23 protein-coding genes, 1 tRNA gene and 1 pseudogene are annotated in these 22,560 nt (G+C 72.1%); 10 read left to right on the top strand and 15 right to left on the bottom strand.

Annotation, left to right across the window (positions count from 1 at the left end; all coding sequences use genetic code 11):
* Positions 1–64 precede the first annotated feature (64 nt).
* From ACIQ1J_RS04200 to ACIQ1J_RS04175, 6 genes are all read left to right on the top strand, one after another.
* A complete protein-coding gene (locus ACIQ1J_RS04200) occupies positions 65–802 on the top strand; it encodes a response regulator transcription factor (protein ID WP_193776373.1) in 738 nt (245 codons plus the stop codon).
* On the top strand, positions 799–2,346 hold the full coding sequence (locus ACIQ1J_RS04195) for a sensor histidine kinase (RefSeq protein WP_403553963.1): 1,548 nt from the start codon (positions 799–801) through the stop codon (positions 2,344–2,346). The genes ACIQ1J_RS04200 and ACIQ1J_RS04195 overlap by 4 nt, the downstream gene beginning before the upstream one ends.
* A 14-nt stretch (positions 2,347–2,360) precedes the next feature.
* Positions 2,361–3,734 (top strand): glycosyltransferase, encoded by a 1,374-nt coding sequence (locus ACIQ1J_RS04190; RefSeq protein ID WP_403553961.1) that lies wholly within the window; start codon positions 2,361–2,363, stop codon positions 3,732–3,734.
* Entirely contained in the window at positions 3,731–6,004 is a 2,274-nt protein-coding gene (locus ACIQ1J_RS04185; RefSeq protein WP_403553959.1) for a glycosyltransferase family 39 protein, read from the top strand. The genes ACIQ1J_RS04190 and ACIQ1J_RS04185 overlap by 4 nt, the downstream gene beginning before the upstream one ends.
* 52 nt (positions 6,005–6,056) lie before the next feature.
* Positions 6,057–7,547: an MFS transporter gene (locus ACIQ1J_RS04180; RefSeq protein WP_403553957.1), complete on the top strand. Its 1,491-nt coding sequence runs from the start codon at positions 6,057–6,059 to the stop codon at positions 7,545–7,547.
* A gap of 118 nt (positions 7,548–7,665) precedes the next feature.
* On the top strand, positions 7,666–8,421 hold the full coding sequence (locus ACIQ1J_RS04175) for a TetR/AcrR family transcriptional regulator (protein WP_403553955.1): 756 nt from the start codon (positions 7,666–7,668) through the stop codon (positions 8,419–8,421).
* A gap of 1 nt (position 8,422) precedes the next feature.
* Here ACIQ1J_RS04175 and ACIQ1J_RS04170 read toward each other — a convergent pair whose 3' ends face one another.
* Both ACIQ1J_RS04170 and ACIQ1J_RS04165 read right to left on the bottom strand, forming a co-directional pair.
* On the bottom strand, positions 8,423–8,893 hold the full coding sequence (locus tag ACIQ1J_RS04170; RefSeq protein WP_121747909.1) for a PPOX class F420-dependent oxidoreductase: 471 nt from the start codon (positions 8,891–8,893) through the stop codon (positions 8,423–8,425).
* 141 nt (positions 8,894–9,034) lie between these two features.
* Positions 9,035–9,394, bottom strand: a pseudogene (locus tag ACIQ1J_RS04165) (STAS domain-containing protein); the annotation flags it as partial.
* 217 nt (positions 9,395–9,611) lie between these two features.
* On the opposite strand from ACIQ1J_RS04165, the gene ACIQ1J_RS04160 reads away from it, so the two are divergent.
* Positions 9,612–10,364: an ANTAR domain-containing protein gene (locus ACIQ1J_RS04160; protein ID WP_403554790.1), complete on the top strand. Its 753-nt coding sequence runs from the start codon at positions 9,612–9,614 to the stop codon at positions 10,362–10,364.
* Positions 10,365–10,381: 17 nt separating this feature from the next.
* Positions 10,382–11,083 carry a GAF and ANTAR domain-containing protein gene (locus ACIQ1J_RS04155; protein ID WP_403553952.1) on the top strand — a complete coding sequence of 234 codons (702 nt, stop codon included), beginning with the start codon at positions 10,382–10,384 and terminating at the stop codon, positions 11,081–11,083.
* Here the strand turns inward: ACIQ1J_RS04155 and ACIQ1J_RS04150 are convergent.
* The 3 genes from ACIQ1J_RS04150 to ACIQ1J_RS04140 form a co-directional block, all read right to left on the bottom strand.
* Entirely contained in the window at positions 11,066–11,887 is an 822-nt protein-coding gene (locus tag ACIQ1J_RS04150) for a YceI family protein (protein WP_121747906.1), read from the bottom strand. The two genes, ACIQ1J_RS04155 and ACIQ1J_RS04150, sit on opposite strands and share 18 nt — an antisense overlap.
* 156 nt (positions 11,888–12,043) lie before the next feature.
* Positions 12,044–14,629 (bottom strand): MFS transporter, encoded by a 2,586-nt coding sequence (locus ACIQ1J_RS04145; RefSeq protein WP_403553950.1) that lies wholly within the window; start codon positions 14,627–14,629, stop codon positions 12,044–12,046.
* A gap of 13 nt (positions 14,630–14,642) precedes the next feature.
* Positions 14,643–15,143: a MarR family winged helix-turn-helix transcriptional regulator gene (locus ACIQ1J_RS04140; RefSeq protein ID WP_403553948.1), complete on the bottom strand. Its 501-nt coding sequence runs from the start codon at positions 15,141–15,143 to the stop codon at positions 14,643–14,645.
* A gap of 207 nt (positions 15,144–15,350) precedes the next feature.
* Here ACIQ1J_RS04140 and ACIQ1J_RS04135 point away from each other — a divergent pair, with 207 nt between their 5' ends.
* On the top strand, positions 15,351–15,551 hold the full coding sequence (locus ACIQ1J_RS04135; RefSeq protein WP_375919280.1) for a hypothetical protein: 201 nt from the start codon (positions 15,351–15,353) through the stop codon (positions 15,549–15,551).
* Positions 15,552–15,712: 161 nt separating this feature from the next.
* Here the strand turns inward: ACIQ1J_RS04135 and ACIQ1J_RS04130 are convergent, their stop codons facing one another.
* The 8 genes from ACIQ1J_RS04130 to ACIQ1J_RS04095 form a co-directional block, all read right to left on the bottom strand.
* Complete coding sequence (locus ACIQ1J_RS04130; RefSeq protein WP_210962195.1) at positions 15,713–16,633, bottom strand: RNA polymerase sigma factor SigF; 921 nt, start codon at positions 16,631–16,633, stop codon at positions 15,713–15,715.
* 293 nt (positions 16,634–16,926) lie between these two features.
* On the bottom strand, positions 16,927–17,997 hold the full coding sequence (locus ACIQ1J_RS04125; RefSeq protein ID WP_403553945.1) for a SigB/SigF/SigG family RNA polymerase sigma factor: 1,071 nt from the start codon (positions 17,995–17,997) through the stop codon (positions 16,927–16,929).
* A gap of 180 nt (positions 17,998–18,177) precedes the next feature.
* A complete protein-coding gene (locus ACIQ1J_RS04120; protein WP_121747902.1) occupies positions 18,178–18,471 on the bottom strand; it encodes a Dabb family protein in 294 nt (97 codons plus the stop codon).
* Positions 18,471–18,647 (bottom strand): hypothetical protein, encoded by a 177-nt coding sequence (locus ACIQ1J_RS04115; RefSeq protein WP_210962193.1) that lies wholly within the window; start codon positions 18,645–18,647, stop codon positions 18,471–18,473. The genes ACIQ1J_RS04120 and ACIQ1J_RS04115 overlap by 1 nt, the downstream gene beginning before the upstream one ends.
* An 86-nt stretch (positions 18,648–18,733) precedes the next feature.
* A tRNA-Ser gene (locus ACIQ1J_RS04110) sits at positions 18,734–18,818 on the bottom strand.
* 76 nt (positions 18,819–18,894) lie between these two features.
* Entirely contained in the window at positions 18,895–19,326 is a 432-nt protein-coding gene (gene tadA / locus ACIQ1J_RS04105; protein WP_403554788.1) for a tRNA adenosine(34) deaminase TadA, read from the bottom strand.
* 176 nt (positions 19,327–19,502) lie between these two features.
* The gene (locus tag ACIQ1J_RS04100; RefSeq protein WP_403553942.1) at positions 19,503–20,054 is read right to left on the bottom strand and encodes a hypothetical protein; all 552 of its coding nucleotides are present in this window, start codon (positions 20,052–20,054) and stop codon (positions 19,503–19,505) included.
* Positions 20,055–20,379: 325 nt separating this feature from the next.
* A complete protein-coding gene (locus ACIQ1J_RS04095; RefSeq protein ID WP_210962191.1) occupies positions 20,380–20,610 on the bottom strand; it encodes a hypothetical protein in 231 nt (76 codons plus the stop codon).
* A 139-nt stretch (positions 20,611–20,749) separates the two neighbouring features.
* Between ACIQ1J_RS04095 and upp the strand changes: the two genes are divergently transcribed.
* A complete protein-coding gene (gene upp, locus ACIQ1J_RS04090) occupies positions 20,750–21,385 on the top strand; it encodes a uracil phosphoribosyltransferase (protein ID WP_121747899.1) in 636 nt (211 codons plus the stop codon).
* Between the two features lie 43 nt (positions 21,386–21,428).
* Here the strand turns inward: upp and ACIQ1J_RS04085 are convergent, their stop codons facing one another.
* Together ACIQ1J_RS04085 and ACIQ1J_RS04080 are read right to left on the bottom strand one after the other, a co-directional pair.
* Entirely contained in the window at positions 21,429–22,049 is a 621-nt protein-coding gene (locus ACIQ1J_RS04085; RefSeq protein ID WP_403554786.1) for a LytR C-terminal domain-containing protein, read from the bottom strand.
* A gap of 168 nt (positions 22,050–22,217) precedes the next feature.
* Positions 22,218–22,514 (bottom strand): type II toxin-antitoxin system VapB family antitoxin, encoded by a 297-nt coding sequence (locus ACIQ1J_RS04080; RefSeq protein ID WP_003999914.1) that lies wholly within the window; start codon positions 22,512–22,514, stop codon positions 22,218–22,220.
* Between the last annotated feature and the right edge of the window lie 46 nt (positions 22,515–22,560).

Below are 22,560 nucleotides of genomic sequence, written 5' to 3'. Positions count from 1 at the left end.
TTTCTCAGAGAAATCACAGCTTGGGGAAAGGGTGCTCTCAGAGCCCCCCGACATCGTGTCCGGTATGACCACGACCTCGCCCCAGGGGCGCACCGAACTGCTGAGGCCGGACGGGAGCCCCGTCCGGGTGCTCGTGGTGGACGACGAGCTGTCCATCACCGAGCTGCTGTCCATGGCCCTGCGCTACGAGGGCTGGCAGATCCGCAGTGCCGGGGACGGACACGGTGCCGTCCAGGCCGCGCGCGAGTTCCGGCCCGACGCCGTCGTGCTGGACATGATGCTGCCCGACATGGACGGGCTGAGCGTGCTGGGGCGGCTCCGCCGCGACCTGCCGGACGTGCCGGTGCTCTTCCTGACCGCCAAGGACGCGGTCGAGGACCGCATCGCCGGGCTGACCGCCGGCGGGGACGACTACGTCACCAAGCCGTTCAGCCTGGAGGAGGTCGTCGCCCGGCTGCGCGGGCTGATCCGGCGCACCGGTGCCGCCGACCGGCGCTCCGAGTCCGTACTCGTCGTCGGCGACCTCACCCTCGACGAGGACAGCCACGAGGTCACCCGGGGCGGTGACGGCATCCACCTCACCGCCACCGAGTTCGAGCTGCTGCGGTTCCTGATGCGCAATCCGCGGCGCGTGCTGAGCAAGGCGCAGATCCTGGACCGCGTGTGGTCGTACGACTTCGGCGGACAGGCCAACGTGGTCGAGCTGTACATCTCCTACCTGCGCCGGAAGATCGACGCAGGCCGCGAGCCGATGATCCACACCCGGCGCGGGGCCGGTTACCTGATCAAGCCCGCGGCGTGAGCGGACGGCGACGCCCGCGGCCGCGGACCCTGCGGACGCGGCTCGTCGTCGCGTCGGTGGCCCTGATCGCGGTGGTGTGCGCGGTGATCGGGACGGTGACCACGGTGGCGCTGCGGTCGCATCTCTACGAGCAGCTGGACGGGCAGGTGCGGGAGGTGGCCGGGCGGGTGTCCGGCTTCGGGCCGCCCGGTGTCCCCGAGACCGGCGACGGCCCGCAGCGGATCGACCTCGACGAGTTCGTCACCCGCGGACCGCAGCCGCGCGGCACGGTCGTCGCCGAGGTGCGGGACGGTGTCGTCGTCGACGCCAAGTACGGACGCAAGGACGACGACAGCACCAACTTCAGCGGCACGTCACCGGTCGCCCTGACCGAGGCGGAACGCGCCGCGCTGGCCTCCGTCCCCCGGGACGGGGACACGCACACCGTCGAGATCGGCGACCTCGGCGACTACCGCGTGGAGTACAGGGCCGGCTACTACGCCGCCGTGCCCACCGCCGAAGTCACCGGCACCATCAACACCCTGATCCTCGTAGAGGCCAGCGTCACCGCCGCCGGTCTCATCGCCGCCTCCCTCGCCGGAACCGTCATCGTCGGCGTGGCCACCCGCCCCCTGCGCAGGGTCGCCGCGACCGCCACCCGCGTCTCCGAACTCCCCCTGCACGCCGGCGAGGTGAACCTCGACGAACGGGTCCCGGAGTCCGAGTGCGACCCGCACTCCGAGGTCGGCCGGGTCGGTGCCGCGCTCAACCGGATGCTGAACCACGTGCACGGCGCGCTGCACGCACGGCAGGCGAGCGAGACGCGGGTCCGGCAGTTCGTCGCGGACGCCAGCCATGAGCTGCGTACGCCACTCGCCTCCATCCGCGGGTACGCCGAACTCACCCGCAGAGGGCGGGAACAGGTCGGCCCCGACACCCGGCACGCGCTGGGCCGCATCGAGTCCGAGGCCGGGCGGATGACCCTGCTGGTGGAGGACCTGCTGCTGCTCGCCCGACTGGACGCCGGACGGCCGTTGCAGTTCGAGCGGACCGACCTCGTACCGCTCGTCGTGGACACCGTCAGCGACGCCCGCGCGGCCGGGCTCGACCACAACTGGCGGCTCGACCTGCCCGAGGAACCGGCACTGGTGTCGGCGGACGCCGCCCGGCTCCAGCAAGTGCTGGTCAACCTGCTGGGCAACGCCCGCAACCACACCCCGCCCGGTACGACCGTCACCGCGCGCGTGCGGACCGGCGGGGCGTGGCTGTGCGTGGACGTCGAGGACAACGGGCAGGGCATCCCGGCCGAGTTGCTGCCGCGCGTCTTCGAACGGTTCGCGCGCGGCGACTCCGCGAGGTCCCGCGCCACCGGCTCGACGGGGCTCGGACTCGCCATCGTGCAGGCCGTGGCGTCCGCGCACGGCGGTGCCGTGACGGTCGACAGCGTGCCGGGGCGGACGGTCTTCACCGTGCACCTCCCGGTGCTCCCGGCCGGTGAGACGCAGTGGTCGCCGCACTCACAGGCGCGGCACAGCGTCACCACACGGGCACGACAGGGGGCTTGAGAAGAGTCGGTCCCATGCGAACCGACTCTTCTCCCGGCTCCCTGCCGGCGCGGGAGCATCTCCCGGCCGCAGGAGCCGGTACGCCTGCCCTGGACGTAGTGATCCCCGTCTACAACGAGGAGAAGGACCTCCGGCCGTGCGTCCTGAGACTGCACGATCACCTGACGCGGACGTTCCCGTACGCCTTCCGCATCACGGTCGCCGACAACGCGTCCACGGACGCCACCCCGCACGTCGCGGCGCGGCTGGCGGCGGAGCTCGCCGAGGTCACGGCCTTCCGGCTGGAGCAGAAGGGGCGCGGCCGGGCCCTGCGGACCGTCTGGTCGGCCTCCGACGCCCCGGTCCTCGCCTACATGGACGTCGACCTGTCCACCGACCTGAACGCGCTGCTGCCGCTGGTGGCCCCGCTGATATCCGGTCACTCGGACCTCGCGATCGGTTCCCGGCTCGCCCGCAGCTCACGGGTGGTGCGCGGCGCCAAGCGGGAATTCATCTCCCGCTCCTACAACCTCATCCTGCGCGGCTCCCTCCAGGCCCGCTTCTCCGACGCCCAGTGCGGCTTCAAGGCGATCCGCCGGGATGTGGCCCAGGTGCTGCTGCCGCTGGTGGAGGACACCGGCTGGTTCTTCGACACAGAGATGCTGGTGCTGGCCGAACGCGCCGGGTGCCGGATCCACGAGGTGCCGGTCGACTGGGTCGACGACCCCGACTCCACCGTCCACATCGTGAAGACGGCGACCGAGGACCTCAAGGGCGTCTGGCGGGTCGGCAAGGCCCTGGCCACCGGCTCGCTGCCGCTGGACCGGCTGGCGCGGCCCTTCGGTGACGACCCGCGCGACCGCGACCTGACGGACGTACCGCAGGGGCTGGCCCGCCAACTCGTCGGCTTCTGCGCCGTCGGCGTCCTGTCCACCCTCTTCTACCTGCTGCTCTACAGCGGCTTCCGCCACTTCGGCGGCTCGCAGCTCGCCAACGCGCTCGCCCTGCTGGTCTCGGCGGTCGCCAACACCGCCGCCAACCGGCGGCTGACGTTCGGGGTACGGGGCCGCGGCGGCGCCGTACGGCACCAGGCGCAGGGGCTGGTCGTCTTCGGTATCGGCCTCGCCCTGACCGCCGGTTCACTCGCCGCCCTGAACGCGGCGACGGCCGACCCGGGCCACTCCACCGAGCTGGCGGTACTGATCGCCGCCAACCTCGCGGCCACCGTGCTGCGTTTCCTGCTCTTCCGCGCCTGGGTGTTCCCGGACGCGCCGCCCGCCGGGGACGCGCCGCTGATCGCGGATCCACCGGACGGGGCGCTTCCGGAGCCGTACCGCAGCTGGAGCGACGCCACCGTGCGTCTGCAGCCGGTGCCTCACGCCGACACCGACCCGAGGGACGGACGATGACGACGCACTACGACCGGACGACCCGCGCGGGGGACGCGCGACCCCCGAACGGTCAGGACGGGGCACCGCCGCCGGCGCCGCCCGCCCCCGTCGCCGCGCTCGCCACCGCGCCGCCGCCACGGGAGCCATGGCGGCCCCGCCTCCGCGGGCTGTGGCGGGGCCGCCCCGAGGACCCCCGTTGGGTCCGCCCGGCCTTCCTCGGCCTGCTGCTTGCCACCGCCCTGCTCTACTTCTACGACCTGAGCGCCTCGGGTTACGCCAACTCCTTCTACTCGGCCGCCGTGCAGGCGGGCAGCCAGTCCTGGAAGGCGTTCTTCTTCGGCTCGCTCGACGCCGCGAACGCCATCACCGTCGACAAGCCCCCGGCCGCGCTGTGGCCGATGGCGCTGGCGGTGCGGATCTTCGGGCTGAGCTCGTGGTCGATCCTGGTCCCCGAGGTGCTGATGGGCGTCGCGACGGTCGCCGTCGTGTACGCGGCGGTGCGCCGCCGGTTCGGTCCCGCGGCCGGGCTGATCGCCGGTGCCGTACTGGCGCTGACGCCCGTCGCGGCACTGATGTTCCGGTTCAACAACCCGGACGCGCTGCTGGCGCTGCTGATGTCCGTCGCCTGCTACCTCGTAGTCCGCGCGCTGGAGGACGGCCGGACCAAGTGGCTGGTGTGGGCCGGCGTCGCGATCGGCTTCGCGTTCCTCGCGAAGACCCTCCAGGCCTTCCTGATCCTGCCCGCGCTCGCCTTGGTCTACGGCGTCTGCGCGCCGGTGCGGCTGAGGAAGCGGCTGGGACAGCTGGCCCTGGCGACCGTCGCGATCGTCGTCTCCGGGGGCTGGTGGGTCGCGGTCGTCGAGCTGTGGCCGGCCTCGTCGCGCCCGTACGTCGGCGGCTCGCAGAACAACAGCTTCCTGGAGCTGACCCTCGGCTACAACGGCCTCGGCCGGCTCAACGGCGAGGAGACCGGCAGCGTCGGCGGCGGTGGCGGCGGTACGGGCGGCGCCGGCGGCGGGCAGTGGGGCGAGACCGGCTGGGACCGGATGTTCAACGCCGAGATCGGCGGCCAGATCTCCTGGCTGCTCCCGGCCGCCCTCGTCCTGCTCGCCGCGGGCCTGATCGCCACGCGGCGCGGCGGCCGTACCGATCCGGCTCGCGCGTCCTTCCTGGTCTGGGGCGGCGCACTGCTGATGACCACGGCCGTCTTCAGCTACATGGCGGGCATCTTCCACCAGTACTACACGGTGGCCCTCGCGCCCTACCTGGCGGCCGTGGTCGGCATGGGCACGGCCGCGGTGTGGGAGCGGCGCGCGCGGGGCTGGGCGTCCCTCACCCTCGCCGCGGCCGTCACGGCGACCGCGGCCTGGGGGTACGTCCTGCTCAACCGCACGCCCGACTACCTGCCCTGGCTGAAGTGGCTGGTCCTCGTCGGCGGTCTGGTCGCCGCGCTCGGGCTGGCCTTCGCCGGACGGCTGGGGCGGCGGCTCGCTCCGGCGGTGGCGGGACTGGGCCTCGCGGCGTCGCTGGCGGCACCCACCGCGTACACGCTGAGCACCGTGCAGGAGGGGCACAGCGGCTCCATCGTCACGGCAGGCCCGGCAGGCGCGAGCATGATGGGCGGCCCGGGCGGTGGCGGCGGTGGCCGGGGCGGCGGCCCCGGGGGCGGCGGCCTCCCCGGCGGCGGAAACGCGCCCGGCGGGCAGGCGCAGGGCCAGGGCCGAGGCCAGGGCCAGGGCCAGGGTGCTCCCGGCAACGGCGGCTTCCCCGGAGGCGCACCGGGCCAGAACGGCCAGACGGCTCCCGACGGCCAGACGGCTCCCGACGGCCAGGCGGCCCCCGACGGTCAAACGGCTCCCAACGGCCGGACGGGCCAGAACGGCGAGCGCGGCGGCATGCCCGGCGGCGGCATGGGCGGCCTGCTCAACGGCGCCCAGGTCGACTCCGAGGCCAAGAAGCTGCTGGAGACCGACGCCGATCGGTACACCTGGGTCGCCGCCGCGATCGGCTCCCAGAACGCCGCGAGCTACCAGCTGAGCACCGGCGACCCGGTGATGGCGATCGGCGGCTTCAACGGCACGGACCCGTCGCCGACGTTGGCCCAGTTCAAGAAGTACGTGGCGGATGGAAAGATCCACTACTTCATCGGAGGAGGCGGCGGCGCGGGCGGCGGCCGGGGCGGCGGCTCCGGCACCTCGTCGCAGATCACGTCGTGGGTCGAGGCCAACTTCGAGGAGGTCAAGGTCGGCTCGGCCACCTTCTACGACCTCACACAGCCGGCGGACTGATCCGGGAAGACTCTGCTGTACAGCGTATAAGGCTCCCTATACGCTGTACAGCATGACGACGTCCCCCCAGGAACAGGAAGCCGTGCCCGCGGTCCAGGGCCACCCGCAGCGTTGGCTGATCCTCGGTGTCATCAGCCTCGCCCAGCTGACCGTGGTGCTGGACAACACCGTGCTCAACGTGGCCATCCCCTCGCTCACCGACGAGCTCGGCGCGGCCACCTCGGACATCCAGTGGATGATCAACGCCTACTCGCTGGTCCAGTCCGGCCTGCTGCTCACCGCGGGCAGCGCGGCCGACCGCTACGGCCGCAAGAAGATGCTGGCCACGGGCCTCGCCCTGTTCGGCCTGGGCTCGCTGGCGGCGGGACTCGCGGACACCACCGGCCAGTTGATCGCGGCGCGGGCCGGCATGGGGGTCGGCGCCGCGCTGCTGCTGACCACCACGCTCGCCGTGGTCATGCAGATATTCGCGCCCGCGGAGCACGCGAAGGCGATCGGCATCTGGAGCGCGGTCAGTGCCCTCGGCTTCGCGTGTGGGCCGCTGATCGGCGGTTTCATGCTGGACCACTTCTGGTGGGGCGCGATCTTCCTGATCAATCTGCCGGTCGTGGCGCTCGGCCTGGTCGCGGTCGTGACCCTGGTTCCGGAGTCGAAGAACCGGCAGGGTGACCGCCCCGACCTGCTCGGCGCCGTGCTCTCCACGATCGGCATGGCCGCACTGGTCTACGCGATCATCTCCGGCCCCGAGCACGGCTGGACGTCGGGCCGGGTGCTCGCCACGGCGGCCGTCGCGGTCGGAGTGCTCGCGCTCTTCGCGTACTGGGAGAGCCGTATCCCGCACCCCATGCTCGACCTGGCCTTCTTCCGCAACCAGCGGTTCACGGGCGCGGTGGCCGGGCTGGTGCTCATCACCTTCGGCATGGGCGGCGCGCTCTTCCTGCTCACCCAGCACCTGCAGTTCGTGCTCGGGTACGGCCCGCTGGAGGCGGGGCTGGCGACCGCGCCGCTGGCGCTGACCGTGGTGCTGCTGAACTTCTCCGGGGTGGCGGCGAAGTGGCTGGCCAGTCTGGGCACGCCGGTGGCGGTGCTGCTCAGCATGGTGCTGATGTCGGCGGGCCTGGTGGCCATCGCCACGCTCACCGGCGAGGGCTACGCGGGCACGCTGCTGGGCCTGCTGCTGATCGGCGTGGGCTGCGCGCTCGGCAACCCGGCCATGGCGCACGCGATCATGAGCTCGATTCCGCCGGCCAGGGCGGGGGTCGGCGCGGGCGTCAACGGTACGTTGGCGGAGTTCGGCAACGGGCTGGGCGTGGCGGTGCTGGGCGCGGTGCTGAACTCGCGGTTCGCGGCGCTGGTGCCGGTGGCGGCGGCGTCCTTGCCAGCGGCGTTGGCCTCGGCGCGGGGCGAGGCGGAGCGGCAGCGGGTGATCGACGCGTTCTCCTCCGGGCTGGAGCGCAGTCAGTTGGTGGGAGCGGTGGCCGTGCTGCTCGGCGGGGCCGTGGCGGCGGTGCTGCTGCGGCGGGCGGAGAAGGAGGGCGCCTGAAGAACCCGGGTGGTGGGGTGTCCGCGCGGCTGCGGGCTCGTCGTGGCTGCTCGCGCCGCCCCCCGCGCCCCGAAGGGGCGCCTAGCATGACCGGCATCGGTGAGCGAGGTGGGTGGGTATGGCGAAGGCGGGCCGAGGGCCGCGGGCCAGTGTCTGGCTGGCGGGCGAGGGGCGCAGTGGCGGACGGCGCGGCGGTCAGCCGTCCGGGCTGGACCGGGGGCGGATCACCGAGGTCACCGTCCGGCTGCTGGACGCCGAGGGCCTGGCCAAGTTCTCCATGCGCCGCCTGGCCGCGGAGCTGGACGTCACCGCGATGTCCGTCTACTGGTACGTCGACACCAAGGACGAGCTGCTCGAACTCGCCCTCGACGCCGTCTACGGCGAGCTGCGCCACCCCGGCCCGGAGGCCGGCGAGGACTGGCGCGGGCAACTGTGCGCACTGGCCCGGGAGAACCGCAGGCTGCTGGTGCGCCACCCCTGGGCGTCCCGGCTGACCGGCACCTACCTCAACATCGGGCCCCACTCGCTGGCCTTCTCCCGGCAGGTGCAGGGCGTCATGCGTCGCAGCGGTCTGCCCGCGCACCGCTTGACCGGTGCCATCTCCGCCGTCTTCCAGTTCGTCTACGGCTACGGCACGATCGAGGGCCACCTCCTGGCCCGGGCGGCGGACACCGGGATGAGCCCGGACGACTACTTCCAGGACTCCATGAACGCGGCGGCCGAGTCGCCGGACAACGCGGACGTCATCGCGGAGTCCCGGGCGATCATGTCGGCCCGCGGCGGCGACACGGTCGCCGAGATGCTGGACCGGGACTTCGAGTTCGCGCTGGACCTGCTCGTGGCGGGCATCGAGGCGATGGTCGAACGAGGGTGAGTCAGTCGTCCGCCGCGAGCCGCGCCGGGAAGCCGCCCGTCGCCACCGGTCCCCACTTCTCCGGAGTCACCCGAATGATCGACTTTCCCTGCTCGACCATGGCCTGCCGGTACTCGTCCCAGTCGGGGTGCTCGCCCGCGATGTTGCGGTAGTACTCCACGAGCGGCTCCACGGAGTCGGGCGTGTCGATGACCTCCGCCGTGCCGTCGATCTGGACCCAGGGGCCGTTCCACTCGTCGCTGAGCACGATGAGGCTGACCCGCGGGTCGCGGTGCGCGTTGCGGGTCTTGGCCCGCTCCGGGTAGGTGGAGACCACGATCCGGCCGGAGTCGTCGACCCCGCAGGTCAGCGGCGATCCCTGCGGGCTGCCGTCGGCCCGCCGGGTCAGCAGGACCGCCCGGTGCCGGGGGCGTACGAAGTCCAGCAGCTCGGCCAGGGAGACCCGGGTGTTCGTCGCGATGTTCGGTGCCATGCCGCCAGCCTAGGCCGCGGTCCCGCTGCCCGGCCCGCTGCCCGGCCCGCCGCCCGGCCCGCCGCCCGGGGCGTTCTCCGGATCGCTGTCCGGCCCGTCCTCCGGATCGCTGTCCGGCCCGTCCTCCGGGTCGCTGTCCGGCCCGTCCTCCGGACGCAGGGCCTCCGCCAGGTTGTCGTACACCGGCACGTCACGGCGGAGTCCGGACAGTTCAAGGACGCGGCTCGGTACGCCCTTCGGGGCGGCCACCACCCGCAGCCGGGTGTGCCGGGGGGCGCGGCGGCGTACCTCGGCGAGGAGGCGGACGCCCTGGGAGTCCATGAAGCGGGTCGCGGTCAGATCCAGGACGAGGACGCGCAGGCCGTCGGAGTGGTGGTCCACCGCGGTCATGATCAGGGGCAGCAGCCCAGCGGCGTTGCAGAAGTCGATCTCGCACGGCAGCGCGAGTACGGCGTAGCCGGGCGGATCACACGGCTCGCATGGTTGTGGGAGGAAGGTCACGTCACTCACCTGACAGATGTCAGCCGGCTTCCGGTCGAGGCCGCTTCCTGACCCGGGCCCCATTCCATCACGCCTCCGACGGGGTGGGGAAGGTGCCCGCCGCTCCTTCGGCCGGGCGTCACCGGCTGGCAACCAAGCAGCTAAAGTGCTGTTCGTCCTGTGCTCGCAGTCGGGAATGTGCTGCGGAGCTCTCCTGCGCACGGCCGTTTGGCCGCGCATGCCGAAGAGGTTCGTGGTGGCTGCGTCCGAATTTACCGATTTGCCGCGTTTTCCGGTGGGCTTCGAGCTGGCCGAGGTCCTGACGTCGGCGGCTCGGCAACTGCACGCCACGGGCACCCCGGACGACACCCTGAACACCGCGGTCGAGCTGGCGGTGCGTCTGCTGCCCGGCGCTGAGCACGCGGGCATCTCGGAGATCCAGCGCGGCAGCCGACTGCGCACCCTCGCCTGGACGGACGAGTCCGTACGGTTCGCCGCCGAGCCCCGGCAAGGCGGCGGCCGTGAGCCGCACCCCGACTGGGAGCGGTTGTGGACCACGCCCGTGGTCCGGACGGACGACAGCGAGGCCGACGGCGGCGGCAACGCCCTTTCCGGCCTGGGCCTGCGTTCCGCGCTGTCCCTGCGGCTGCGCGCCGACCGGCGCCGCCTGACCGTGCTGACGGCCTACGCCCGCAAGCCGCAGGCCTTCGACGAGGACGCCACCCGCATCGGCCGGCTGTTCACCGCGCACGTCTCCCTCGCCCTGGACTCGGCGACCGTGCGCGAGCAGCTCACCGAGGCCATGCGCACCCGGGACCTGATCGGCCAGGCCACCGGCATCCTCATGGAGCGGATGGACATCGACGCGGCGGGCGCCTTCGACTCCCTGGTGAAGGCCTCGCAGCGGGAGAACGTGAAACTGCGCGACCTCGCCCGCCGCATCGTCGACGCGAACACGGGTGCGGGGGGACGAGGCGTGGGCGAGCGATGACGGGATATCCGTAGGGCATGACCTCGGAGATCCGCGACACGCTGGACCACGCGATAGCGCGCAGCCAGGGTCTCGACACCCTGCTGCGTGACCTGACCGACCGCGCGGTCGGTCAGGTGCCCGGCGCCGTAGCCTGCTCCGTGACGGTGCGCCGTGCCGACCGGCTGATGACCCTGGCGGGCAGCGCCGGTCTGCCCAGCGGCCTGGACCTGCGGCAGTACGAGAACGGTTCGGGCCCCTGCGTGGACGCCGCCGAGACGGAGAGCCCCCGGTACGCCCCCGACCTGGCCACGGAGACCCGCTGGCCCGCGTACACGAAGTACGCGCTGGCCACCGGCGTGCGCTGCGTACTGGCGCTGCCGCTGGCCGTCGAGGGCGAGACGGGCGCCGCGCTCAACTTCTACGGCGTCGAACCGGATTCGCTGGCCGAGGGACGCGAAGCGGCCCGCACCTTCGCGGAGCGGGCCGCGGACGCCGTGAACGAGGCCCTGCGCCTGGAGCGGCAGCAGGCGTCGGCCGCCGATGTGCGCACGGCCCTGCTCTCCCGCAGCGTCATCGACCAGGCGGTCGGCATGCTCATGGCCCGGGAGCGGATCGACGCCCACCGGGCACTGGAGCGGCTGCGCCGGGCCTCGCAGCACCGGAACGTCAAGCTCCGGGACCTGTGCGGCGAGCTGGTGGCCCGGGCGTCCGGCGGCTCCTCACGCGGCCGGCAGTGACTCCCCCTGGACCGCCTGGATGTCCAGCTCGACCCTGAGCGTCGTACCGATGGCGGCGATGCCGGCCTGGAGCACCTGGTTGTAGTTCATGGCGAAGTCCTCGCGGCGCAGTTCCGTCGTGGCGCGGAACGCCGCCCGGGTGCCGCCCCACGGGTCGGCGCCGGTGCCGAGGTAGGCCAGGTCCAGGTCGACCGGGCGGCTCACGCCGTGCAGGCCGAGCTCGCCGTGGACGGTCCAGCGGTCCGGGCCCGCCTGGGACACCCCGGTGGAGCGGTAGGTGATCTCCGGGAACCGCTCGGTGTCCAGGAAGTCGGCGGAGCGCAGGTGGGTGTCGCGCATGCCGTTGCCGGTGTCGATGGAGGCCGCCCGGATCACCGCCTCCACCCGGGACTTGGTGACGTCGTCCGGCGCGATCTCGACGGTGCCGGAGAACTCCGTGAACCGGCCGTGCACGCTGGAGATGCCCAGGTGCTGGGCGACGGCGGCCACGCTGGAGTGCGCCGGGTCGACGGTCCACGGGCCCGGCGGCGGCAGCTCGGTGCCACCCTGGCGGGCCAGCGTCACGGTGCCGGCCTCGGCCCGGCCGCTCGCGGTGACGATCGCGCTGGACGCGGCGGGCGCGTAGCCGACGGCCGTGACGATGACGGTGTACGCCCCCGGCGTCAGCGGGGTGCTGTCCCGCACGGCGCCCTCGGCGTCCGCCTCGGCCCGCAGCACCTGCGTGCCGGTCATGTCGGTCACCGTGACGACCGCGTGCGACACGGCCCATCCGTCCCGCGTTCGGATCCTCGCGGTCAGTCCCATCCCGTTTTCTCCCTGCGAAAGCTCAGAAAGTGGTCGTAAAGAAGGCCGTACAGAAGGCCGTACAGAAGTGGTGCAGAAGGCCGTGAAGAAACCGGCCCGTGGTGGGCGGGCGCACCTCCGCTCGGAGCGCGCCCGCCACCACGGGCCGGGGTCCGACTACTCGCCGGGGTGGGCGAGCTCGATGTCGTGGCCGTCGGCACCCTGGCCGGAGACCGTCAGGGCCGTCGCCACCGGCGGGTAGCCGGTCGCGATGACGGTGTACTCACCGGCGTCCAGGTCGGTGAAGGCGTACGCCCCGTCCGCACCGGTGGTGGCCGTGCCGACCACGTTGCCCGCCACGTCGACGAGCGTGACGCGGGCGTCGGCCAGCGGACCGTGCGGCGCCCGCACGACGCCCTGGACCTGGGCCCCGGCCTGGAGGTCGACCTCGACGCGGGTGACGCCGGTGCCGCCGACCTCCAGCGGCAGGGCGCGCGGCCGGTAGCCGACGGCGTTGACCGCGACGGTCACCGTGCCCGGCACCAGCTCGGTGAAGGAGAACTCGCCCGCCTCACCGGTGGCGGCGGAGGCCAGCAGGTCCCCGCGCACATCGGTCACGATCACCATCGCGTCCTTGACCGGCAGCCCGCTCTCCACGGCCCGGACCAGGCCGTTCAGCCCGCTGGTGCCGCTGAGCAGGATGTCGTGGGCGACCGGTTCGTCGTTCACGACGATCGTCGACGCCTGCGGCTGGAAGCCGTCGGCGGAGGCGATCAGGACGTACGATCCCGCGCTCGGCGCGTCGAGGACGTAGGAGCCGTCGGCCTGGGCGACCGAGCGGCCCAACTGCCGGCCGCCCAGCGAGATCAGCGTGACCGCGGCCTGCGGGACGGGGGCGGACTCGGCGCCGCGGACGAAGCCGCGGACCGCGATGCCACTGGAGACGTGCGCTCCCGGCTCACCGGAGCCGGTCGCCGTGGCGACCGCGGCGAGCCGCTGCGTGGCCTCGGGCCGGAGCCCCGGCTCGGCGACCGAGGTGGCCGAGGTGGCCGAGGTGGCCGAGGGAGCCGCCGACGCGGCAGCCATCCCACCCGCCGGAACCGGCTCGGGGCCGACCCGGGTGGCCTCGGCCGGAGCCGGGGCCACGGGGGAGGCGGTCTCGGCGGACGCCTCCGCCGCCTGGGCCAGGGCTCCCGAGGTGCGCAGCGGGACCTCCTTGATGAACAGCGTCACCAGCAAGCCGAGCAGCGCGATCGGTGCGACGTACAGGAAGATGTCGGCGATGCCGTGCCCGTAGGCGCTTTCCAGCCATTCGCGGATGCCGGGGGGCAGCAGGCTCATGTCGGGGATCGAGCCGCCGCCGGAGGCATTGGCGGCCGCGGCCTGCTCCTGCGGGCTGAGCTGCCCGATGGTGTCGGAGGCGTAGTGGCTGATCCGGGACGACATCACGGAGCCGAGCACCGATACGCCCACCGCGCCGCCGAGGGACCGGAAGAAGGTCACGACGGAGGAGGCCGCGCCCAGGTCGCTCGGGGCCACCTGGTTCTGCGTGCACAGGACCAGGTTCTGCATCATCATGCCGACGCCGAGGCCCATCAGCGCCATGAAGATCGCGATGTGCCAGTACGCGGTGTCGTAGCGCATGGTGCTCAGCAGGCCCAGACCCGCCGTGAGCAGCACGCCGCCGGCCAGGAGCCAGCCCTTCCACCGGCCGGTCCTGGTGATGATCTGACCGGAGACCGTGGACGAGACGAACAGGCCGCCGATCATCGGGATGGTCATGACGCCCGACATGGTCGGGGACTCACCGCGTGCCAGCTGGAAGTACTGGCTGAAGTAGACGGTGCCCGCGAACATCGCGATACCGACGAACAGCGAGGCCAGCGAGGCCAGGGTGATGGTGCGGTTCCTGAACAGGCGCAGCGGGATGATCGGCTCGTCGGCCTTCGACTCGACGAGGAGGAAGATCAGCGTCAGCACGATCGCGCCGCCGACCATGGCACCGGTCTGCCAGGACATCCAGGAGTACTTGTCGTCCGCGAAGGTGACCCAGACGAGCAGCAGGCTGACGGCCGCGGTGACGAAGAAGGCGCCGGCCCAGTCGACCTTGACCTTCCGCTTGACCACGGGCAGGTGCAGCGTCTTCTGCAGCACGACCAACGCGAGGAGCGCGAAGGGCACGCCTACGTAGAGGCACCAGCGCCAGCCGAGCCAGCTGGTGTCGGTGATGACGCCGCCGAGCAGCGGGCCGCCGACGGTCGCGACGGCGAAGGTCGCGCCCAGGTAGCCGGAGTAACGCCCGCGCTCACGCGGGGAGATCATCGCGGCCATGATGATCTGTGCCAGGGCGGCCAGACCGCCGGCGCCCAGGCCCTGAATGCCGCGCGCGGTGATCAGCATCCCGGGGTTCTGCGCCAGACCGGCCACGACGGAGCCGATGACGAAGACGATCAGGGCTATCTGGACCAGCGCCTTCTTGCTGACCAGGTCCGCGAGCTTGCCCCACACGGGGGTGGAGGCGGTCATCGTCAGCAGCGAGGCGGTGACGACCCAGGTGTAGGCGCTCTGGCCACCGCCGAGGTCGCCGATGATCTCGGGCAGGGCGTTGGTGACGATGGTCGAGGACAGGATGGCGCAGAACATGCCGAGCAGCAGCCCGGACAGCGCTTCCATGATCTGCCGGTGCGTCATCGGAGCGTCTCCGTCGGAGCCTCCCCCGTGCTTGGCATGAGCCCGCACACCGGCTGGTGTGGTCGTTGCCATGGACTTCCTTTACTTACGTGGTGATCGCGGGTGTACGGGTGGACTGTTCGTCCCCGGACGGTGCGGGTGGCCGGGCCACGGGGGCCCGGCAGTCGTCGAAGCTGGCCCTGAGACGGGCCATGAGCCGGGTGAGCTGGCCGACCTCGTCGTCGGACCAGTCGCTCAGCCGGTGGGCGAGCATCTGGCTGGTCCGGTCGGCGATCTCGTCGAGCCGGCCCTGGCCCGCGGGCGTCAGGCGCAGGATGCGCGAGCGCTTGTCCGCGGGGTCGGGGGACCGTTCGATCCAGCCCCGCTCGGCGACGTGGGCGACGTGGCGGCTGGTCACCGACATGTCCACGGCGAGCAGCTCCGCGAGCTTGCTCATGCGCATGTCCCCGTGGCGGCCGAGCAGCGTCAGTACGGCGGCGGATCCGCCGGGGCAGTCGGCCGGCAGCAGCCGTCCCATCTCCCGCTTCACTGCGCCGAAGGCGCTGAACTGGCGGATCAGCTCCTCGTACTGAGCCTTCTCGGCCATGCGCACCTCCCGTTTTCGTTGCTTAGGGCAACCATAGGTTCGGTTGGTTGCTACAGGCAAATAAAAACGGGCCATCTGGTCATAAAAAGTTGGCAAAGGCAAGTATTGCGATAGTAAACGTGCAGGTGACGGGCTGTGGGCCGGGGCAAGGGGGCTGGGGAGCCCCGCACTTGGGCCGCATCCACGGATTCGCTAGTGTCTCGGCCCATGGCTAACAACCAGGGCCCCCAGGGCAATAACGACCCCGCAGGCAGCACCCAGATGTTCCGCGCGTTCGTCGACGAAGGCCCCCAGTCCCGGCAGGCGGCGGCGCCCGCCGCCTCCTCCGGGCCCCGCATCGGCCTGATCGTCGGCATCGTGGCCGCCGTGGTGATCGTCGCGGCCGTGGCCTGGCTGGCGCTGAAGTAGAACCGGCGCCGGAGCGGAACCGGCACCGCGCAGACGCATACGACGGTGACCGCCGCGGCACCCCCGAGGTGCCGCGGCGGTCGTCGGCCTGTCGTGGACGGCTCTTGGGGGCCTGTCGCGGACGGGGCCTCGCGCGCTGGTCGCGGACGAGGCCTCGCGCGCTAGTCGGAGATGAGGCCCTCGCGCAGCTGAGAGAGGGTCCGGGTCAGCAGCCGGGAGACGTGCATCTGCGAGATGCCGACCTCCTCGCCGATCTGCGACTGGGTCATGTTGGCGAAGAAGCGCAGCATGATGATCCGCCGCTCCCGGGGCGGCAGCTTGGCCAGCAGCGGCTTGAGGGACTCGCGGTACTCCACGCCCTCCAGTGCCGTGTCCTCGTAGCCCAGACGGTCCGCGAGCGAGCCCTCGCCGCCGTCGTCCTCCGGGGCCGGTGAGTCCAGCGAGGAGGCGGTGTACGCGTTGCCGACCGCGAGGCCGTCGACGACGTCCTCCTCGGAGACGCCCAGCACGGCGGCCAGCTCGCCGACCGTCGGGGAGCGGTCCAGCTTCTGGGACAGCTCGTCGCTGGCCTTCGTCAGAGCCAGGCGCAGCTCCTGGAGCCGGCGCGGGACGCGCACCGACCACGAGGTGTCGCGGAAGAACCGCTTGATCTCCCCGACCACCGTCGGCATCGCGAACGTCGGGAACTCCACGCCCCGTTCGCAGTCGAAGCGGTCGATCGCCTTGATCAGGCCGATGGTGCCGACCTGGACGATGTCCTCCATCGGCTCGTTGCGGGAGCGGAAGCGCGCGGCGGCGTAACGCACCAGCGGGAGATTGAGCTCGATCAGGGTGTCCCGGACGTAGGCACGCTCCGGGCTGTCCTCGTCGAGGGCGGCGAGCCGCAGGAACAGGGAGCGGGACAGGGTGCGGGTGTCGATGGCCTCCGTGGCCGGAAGGGTCTGGGCCGGCACGGCGTCGAGGGTCGGTACGGCTTCGATGGCCTGGACGTCTTCGACGGGGCCGAGCGCCTCGATCGTGTCGGGCGCGGTCTCGCTCTCCGCGAGCGCGAGCACCTTCGAGCTGCCCTGGTCTGCGGACATGCCACCCCCTTTGGGTCGCGGGACGGTCACGGCGAACGCTCCCATGCCGGGAACGCAGCCTCCACCTGAATACCGGAGCCGAAGCCCCGGCAAACGCGTCTCCGGCAGAATGTCACATGTCGGCAACGCGCTGTAGTGACATGTCGACATCCGAGACGCGAATTCCCCCTGGAAAAAGGCGGTCTGACGGTCTATCGGCCCGATTCCGCCCGCAACGGCCCTGGTGAGCGATTCGCTCGCCCCGGTGACACCTGGCACGCGCTTTCGATATGCGAGGAGGCCGTGTGGCGAGACTACGCCTCGATCCTGTTCGAGGACCTCAATCGCTGGAAACTACGCGCCAGTAGCCGCGAGACGTGCATCTGGGAGACGCCGAGTTCGGCGCTGATCTGCGACTGGGTGAGATTGCTGTAGTAGCGCAGCAGCAGGATGCGCTGTTCCCGCTCCGGGAGCTGGACGAGCAGGTGCCGGACCAGGTCGCGGTGCTCGACCCCGTCGAGGGCGGGGTCCTCGTAGCCGAGCCGGTCGAGCAGTCCGGGCAGCCCGTCGCCTTCCTGGGCGGCCTCCAGCGAGGTGGCGTGATACGACCGTCCCGCCTCGATGCAGGACAGCACCTCCTCCTCGGTGATGCGCAGCCGCTCGGCGATCTCGGCGGTCGTCGGGGAGCGCCCGAAGGCGGTCGTCAGGTCCTCGGTCGCGCTGTTGACCTGCACCCACAACTCGTGCAGCCGGCGCGGTACGTGCACCGTGCGGACGTTGTCGCGGAAGTACCGCTTGATCTCGCCGACGACGGTCGGCATCGCGAACGTCGGGAACTGCACGCCGCGCTCCGGGTCGAACCGGTCGATGGCGTTGATGAGCCCGATGGTGCCGACCTGGACGACGTCCTCCATCGGCTCGTTGCGGGAGCGGAAGCGCGCGGCGGCGTAGCGCACCAGCGGGAGGTTGGCCTCGATGAGCGCCGCGCGCACCCGGTCGTGCTCCGGGGTGCCCGGCGTGAGGCACTTCAGCTCGCCGAAGAGCACCTGGGTCAGGGCCCGGGTGTCGGCGCCCCGGCTGCGCTGCGGCGCCGGCTCTCGCGCGGTCGGCTCCTGGGCCTGTGCGGACGTCGCTGGTTTCTGCGTGGGTGGCTCCTGGGCCTGTGCGGACGTCGCTGGTTTCTGCGTGGGTGGCTCCTGGCCCTGTGCGGACGTCGCCGGTCCCTGTGCGGGTGGCTCCTGGCCCTGTGCGGACGGCGCGGGCCCCTGTGCGGGCGGCCCCTGGCCCTGTACGGACGGCGCGGACCCCTGTGCGGGTGGCTCCTGGGCCTGTGCGGGCGGCGCGGGCTGTGCGGGCGGTGCTTGAGGCGCAGTACTGGCCGGCACGGTCAACTCCACCTCGTGATCGGTCAACTCTTCCGTAACTCATCCGTCAAAAGCGGTCATAGCATCACAAGACATGTGCACTGTGTGCAAGCACCGCATAACGTCGTGTTGAGTGAACGCAGGCGGGTACGCGAAGCGGCCCCGCACCGTACGGTGCGGGGCCGGAGCGGTGTGGCCGGGCTAGAACTCGTAGTCGGCGATCACCCAGGTGGCGAATTCCCGCCACAGCGCGACGCCCGCCTGGTGCGCCGGGTGCTCCACGTAGCGCCGGAGGGCGTCGGTGTCCTCCACGGCCGAGTTGATGGCGAAGTCGTAGGCGATGGGCCGGTCGCTGATGTTCCAGGCGCACTCCCAGAAGCGCAGCTCCTCGATGAGCCCGCCGAGCGCGCGGAAGGCCTCGACGCCCTCCACGACGCGCGGGTCGTCGCGCCGCACGCCCTCGTTCAGCTTGAACAGCACCAGGTGGCGGATCATCACTTTCCTCCGTTGGCGGCCCAGGTCATGAAGTCGCCGACGGCGCTCGCCGCGTCGGAGATGCCCTGGAAACCTATCTGGACGTAGTCGGCGGCCTTCGCCGGATCCGTGATGATCACATAGAGCGCGAAGACCACGAGCACGTAGACGGCGATCTTCTTCGCATTCACCGCCACTGCGGCCTCCCCTGTCCCTTCGAGCACGCCTTCGGTCGGTCATGATCGCACGAAGGGCCCCGTCCTTCGACGGGGCCCTTCAAGAGCGGTAGCGGAGGGATTTGAACCCTCGGTGACTTGCGCCACACTCGCTTTCGAGGCGAGCTCCTTCGGCCGCTCGGACACGCTACCGAGAGAGACCTTACAGCACGGTGCGGCATGGTTTGAAATCGGTATCCGGAGGCCGCGGGGCCCCTGCCGACGGCGGTCAGCGCTCGCGGAAGAAGTCCGTGAGCAGGCGGGCGCAGTCGTCCGCGAGCACGCCCTCGATCACTTCGGGGCGGTGGTTGAGGCGCCGGTCGCGTACGACGTCCCACAGGGAGCCGGCGGCGCCCGCCTTGTCGTCGCGGGCGCCGTAGACGACCCGGTCCACGCGGGACTGCACGAGCGCGCCCGCGCACATCGTGCACGGCTCCAGGGTGACGACGAGCGTGCAGCCGGCCAGCCGCCACTCGCCGGTCTCCGCGGCGGCCCGCCGGATCGCGAGGACCTCGGCGTGGGCCGTGGGGTCGCCGGCGGCCTCGCGTTCGTTGTGCCCGGCCGCCAGCACGGTCCGCCCGTCCGGCGCCAGTACGACGGCGCCGACGGGGACGTCCCCGCCCCGCGCCGCCCGCCGGGCCTCGGCCAGGGCGAGCCGCATCGCGGCTCGCCACGGGTCGCGCACCGGGTCGCGCACCGGGTCGCGCACCGGGTCGCGCACCGGGTCGCGCACCGGGTCGCGCACCGGGTCGCGCACCGGGTCGCGCGGGCCGTGCGGGCCGTGCGGGGCGGAGCGGTCCGCCGGTTCTCCTTCTCGGTCCTGTTCGGTCGGCACGGTCAGCGGACGGTCTCCAGCACCTCGGAGGCGCCCAGGGCCTCGGCGATCTCGCCGACCGCATCCCCGGACATCGAGCGCAGTTCCTTCTCGCTCACGCCCAGGTCGTCGAGGACCTCGGCGTCGCCGACCGGGCCGTGCGGCACGGCCTCACCCGTGGCGGCGGCCGTGTCGCCGCCGTCACCGCCCTCCTCGTCGTCCTCGTCGTCGGATTCACCGTCCTCCGTGCCGTCGAGGTCGAGGGCGTCGAGGTCGTCGCCGTCGTCACCGGGATCCCGGCCGAGCAGCTCGTCGGTGAGCAGGATCTCGCCGTAGCTGCTGCGGGCGGCGGCGGCGGCGTCCGAGACATAGATGCGGGGATCCTCCTCGCCGTCCACCCGGACGACTCCGAACCACGCGTCCTCCTGCTCGATCAGCACGAGCACCGTGTCCTCGTCGGGAGAGGCTTCCCGGGCCAGGTCGGCCAGATCCGACAGGGTCTCCACATCGTCGAGCTCTGTATCGCTCGCTTCCCACCCGTCTTCGGTGCGCGCGAGCAGTGCGGCGAAGTACACCGTGACTCTCCCACTGGTCCTAGGCGTGCCGGTTGGGAATCCCCCCGGCGGAGGCTGCGGGCGGGGGAGCGGTGCTCCGAGCCCCCACCCACTCGGAATCGTGGCAGAAACAAGGCCTTCAGGGGACGTCTTCGGCGCCCTGTGTCCGGCAGTTTCGTGTTCGGCGGTGTCGGTCAGGGTCCCGGGAGTACCCACCCGGGCAGCCACCCGTCAGCGCACTTGTCGCAGCCACGTGCGGATCGTACGCGGATTCCCGCGGCGCCCGCGTGCGCCCGTCGTCGTAACGTCGGCGCGGCGCGCGATCTTCCCCGGACCGGTCGCGAAATCACCAGCGGAAGGTGCGCATGCGCATCGCGTGGCGCAGCCGGGCGGCCTTGGCGCGGCGCGGCTGGACGCGGTCCCGCAGTTGCCTGGCCTCCGCCAGGTCGCGCAGGAACTGGGCCCGGCGCCGACGGCGCTCGGCCTCCCCGGCCGGCTCCGTGCTGCGCTCCGCCCCGCGCCCGGTCCCCGGCTCCTTGCCGGGGGACGGCGTGTCGTAGAGGTCCCGGTCAGGCACAGTCTCACCACCCAGTGTCCGTCCCTCCCACCTTCCCCCGGCCGGGCGGTTTGACGCCGGTGAACGGGTGTCGCCGTGGCCGGGTCCCTGCCCGGCCGGGGGGACGCCGGCCCCACGGGGCCCGGTTACTGTGGAGGACATGCGTCTCCACGTCGTCGACCACCCCCTGGTCGCCCACAAGCTCACCACGCTGCGCGACCAGCGCACCGACTCCGCGACCTTCCGCCGTCTCGCCGACGAGCTGGTCACCCTGCTCGCCTACGAGGCCACGCGCGACGTGCGCACCGAACAGGTCGACATCCACACGCCGGTCTGTCCGACCACCGGCGTCAAGCTCTCCCACCCGCGCCCGCTGGTGGTGCCGATCCTGCGGGCCGGCCTCGGCATGCTCGACGGCATGGTCCGGCTGCTGCCGACCGCCGAGGTGGGTTTCCTCGGCATGATCCGCAACGAGGAGACGCTGCAGGCCTCCACGTACGCGACCCGCATGCCGGAGGACCTTTCCGGGCGTCAGGTGTACGTCCTGGACCCGATGCTGGCCACCGGCGGCACCCTGGTCGCGTCCATCCAGGAGCTGATCAAGCGCGGCGCCGACGACGTGACGGCCGTGGTGCTGCTCGCCGCCCCCGAGGGCGTCGAACTCATGGAGCGCGAGCTGGCCGGCACCCCGGTGACGGTCGTGACGGCCTCGGTCGACGAGCGTCTCAACGAGCAGGGCTACATCGTGCCGGGCCTCGGCGACGCGGGCGACCGGATGTACGGGGCGGCCGAGTAGCGCACGCTCACGCTCCGGGGCTGCCCCGCCCCTGTACGGCTGCTCAGCAGCTCTTCTTCTCCGCGGCGGACGCCGGCTGCGGCGCCGCCAGCTCGGCCAGCGCCGCGTCGGCGTCCGCCCGCTTCGCGAGGTCCTTGAAGCCGTTGCCGATGATCAGGTCGACGGCGGCGCCCTTGCGGGCCGCGTCGGTACGGCGTTCGGCGGCGGGGAGCTGGGTGCCGAGCACGGGCAGCGAGGTCTTCGGGGAGGCGGCCGGGCCGAGCAGGAGGCCGGTGCCCGTCACCTTCTTGTCGTACTTCTCGGGCGCGTTGCTCACGTCGCCGATGCGGAAGCCGCGCTTCTTCAGTTCGTCGGCGGTCTTCTGCGCGAGGCCGCTGCGGGTCGTCGCGTTGAGCACGTTGACGGTGACCTGGGCCGGCTTCGGCAGGGCCACGGCGGCGGGCGAGGCGCTCGCCTTCGCGACCGTGGTCACGCAGTCCGTCCCGGCACCGGCCGCGGAGGCCTTGTCGCCGCCGGTGAAGACGTCGATGAGCTGGATCGTGCCCCAGCCGAGCACCCCGAGCACGGTGACGCAGGCGACGGCGACGACCGCGAGCCGGCCGCGTCGTCGGGCCGGTCGCATCCGCGGGTACTTGTCCCCCGTGATCTTGTACTGGCCGCCCATACCAGGGGGGGTGAGCATGCTCATGGGCGCAGCGTAGTGCGATTGGGCGGCGATGCCTATTAGATGATCAGTCGGTCTTCCGCGGTTCGGCGCAATGCAACCCGAAAGGGTCAAGCCGAAGCGTCGAAGGGGGCCGTCGCGGTGGGTGCGAGGGGGTCGTGGGCCCGGTCAGTCGAGTTCGAGGACCCGCGCGTGCAGCACCTGGCGCTGCTGGAGCGCCGCGCGCACCGCGCGGTGCAGGCCGTCCTCCAGATACAGGTCGCCCTGCCACTTCACGACGTGCGCGAAGAGGTCGCCGTAGAAGGTGGAGTCCTCGGCGAGGAGCGTCTCCAGGTCGAGCTGGCCCTTGGTCGTCACGAGCTGATCGAGGCGGACCGGGCGCGGTGCGACGTCCGCCCACTGCCGGGTGCTCTCCCGGCCGTGGTCGGGGTACGGCCGGCCGTTTCCGATGCGCTTGAAGATCACACGGAAAGCCTACCGGCCAAGACGTTGCGGGCGCAGCCATGGCGCC

It is taken from the genome of Streptomyces sp. NPDC097107, assembly GCF_044762405.1.
GTDB classification, from domain to species: domain Bacteria; phylum Actinomycetota; class Actinomycetes; order Streptomycetales; family Streptomycetaceae; genus Streptomyces; species Streptomyces thinghirensis.
Note: the sequence above shows the minus strand (reverse complement) of the source record. Positions and strands in the feature narration are given on the sequence as shown.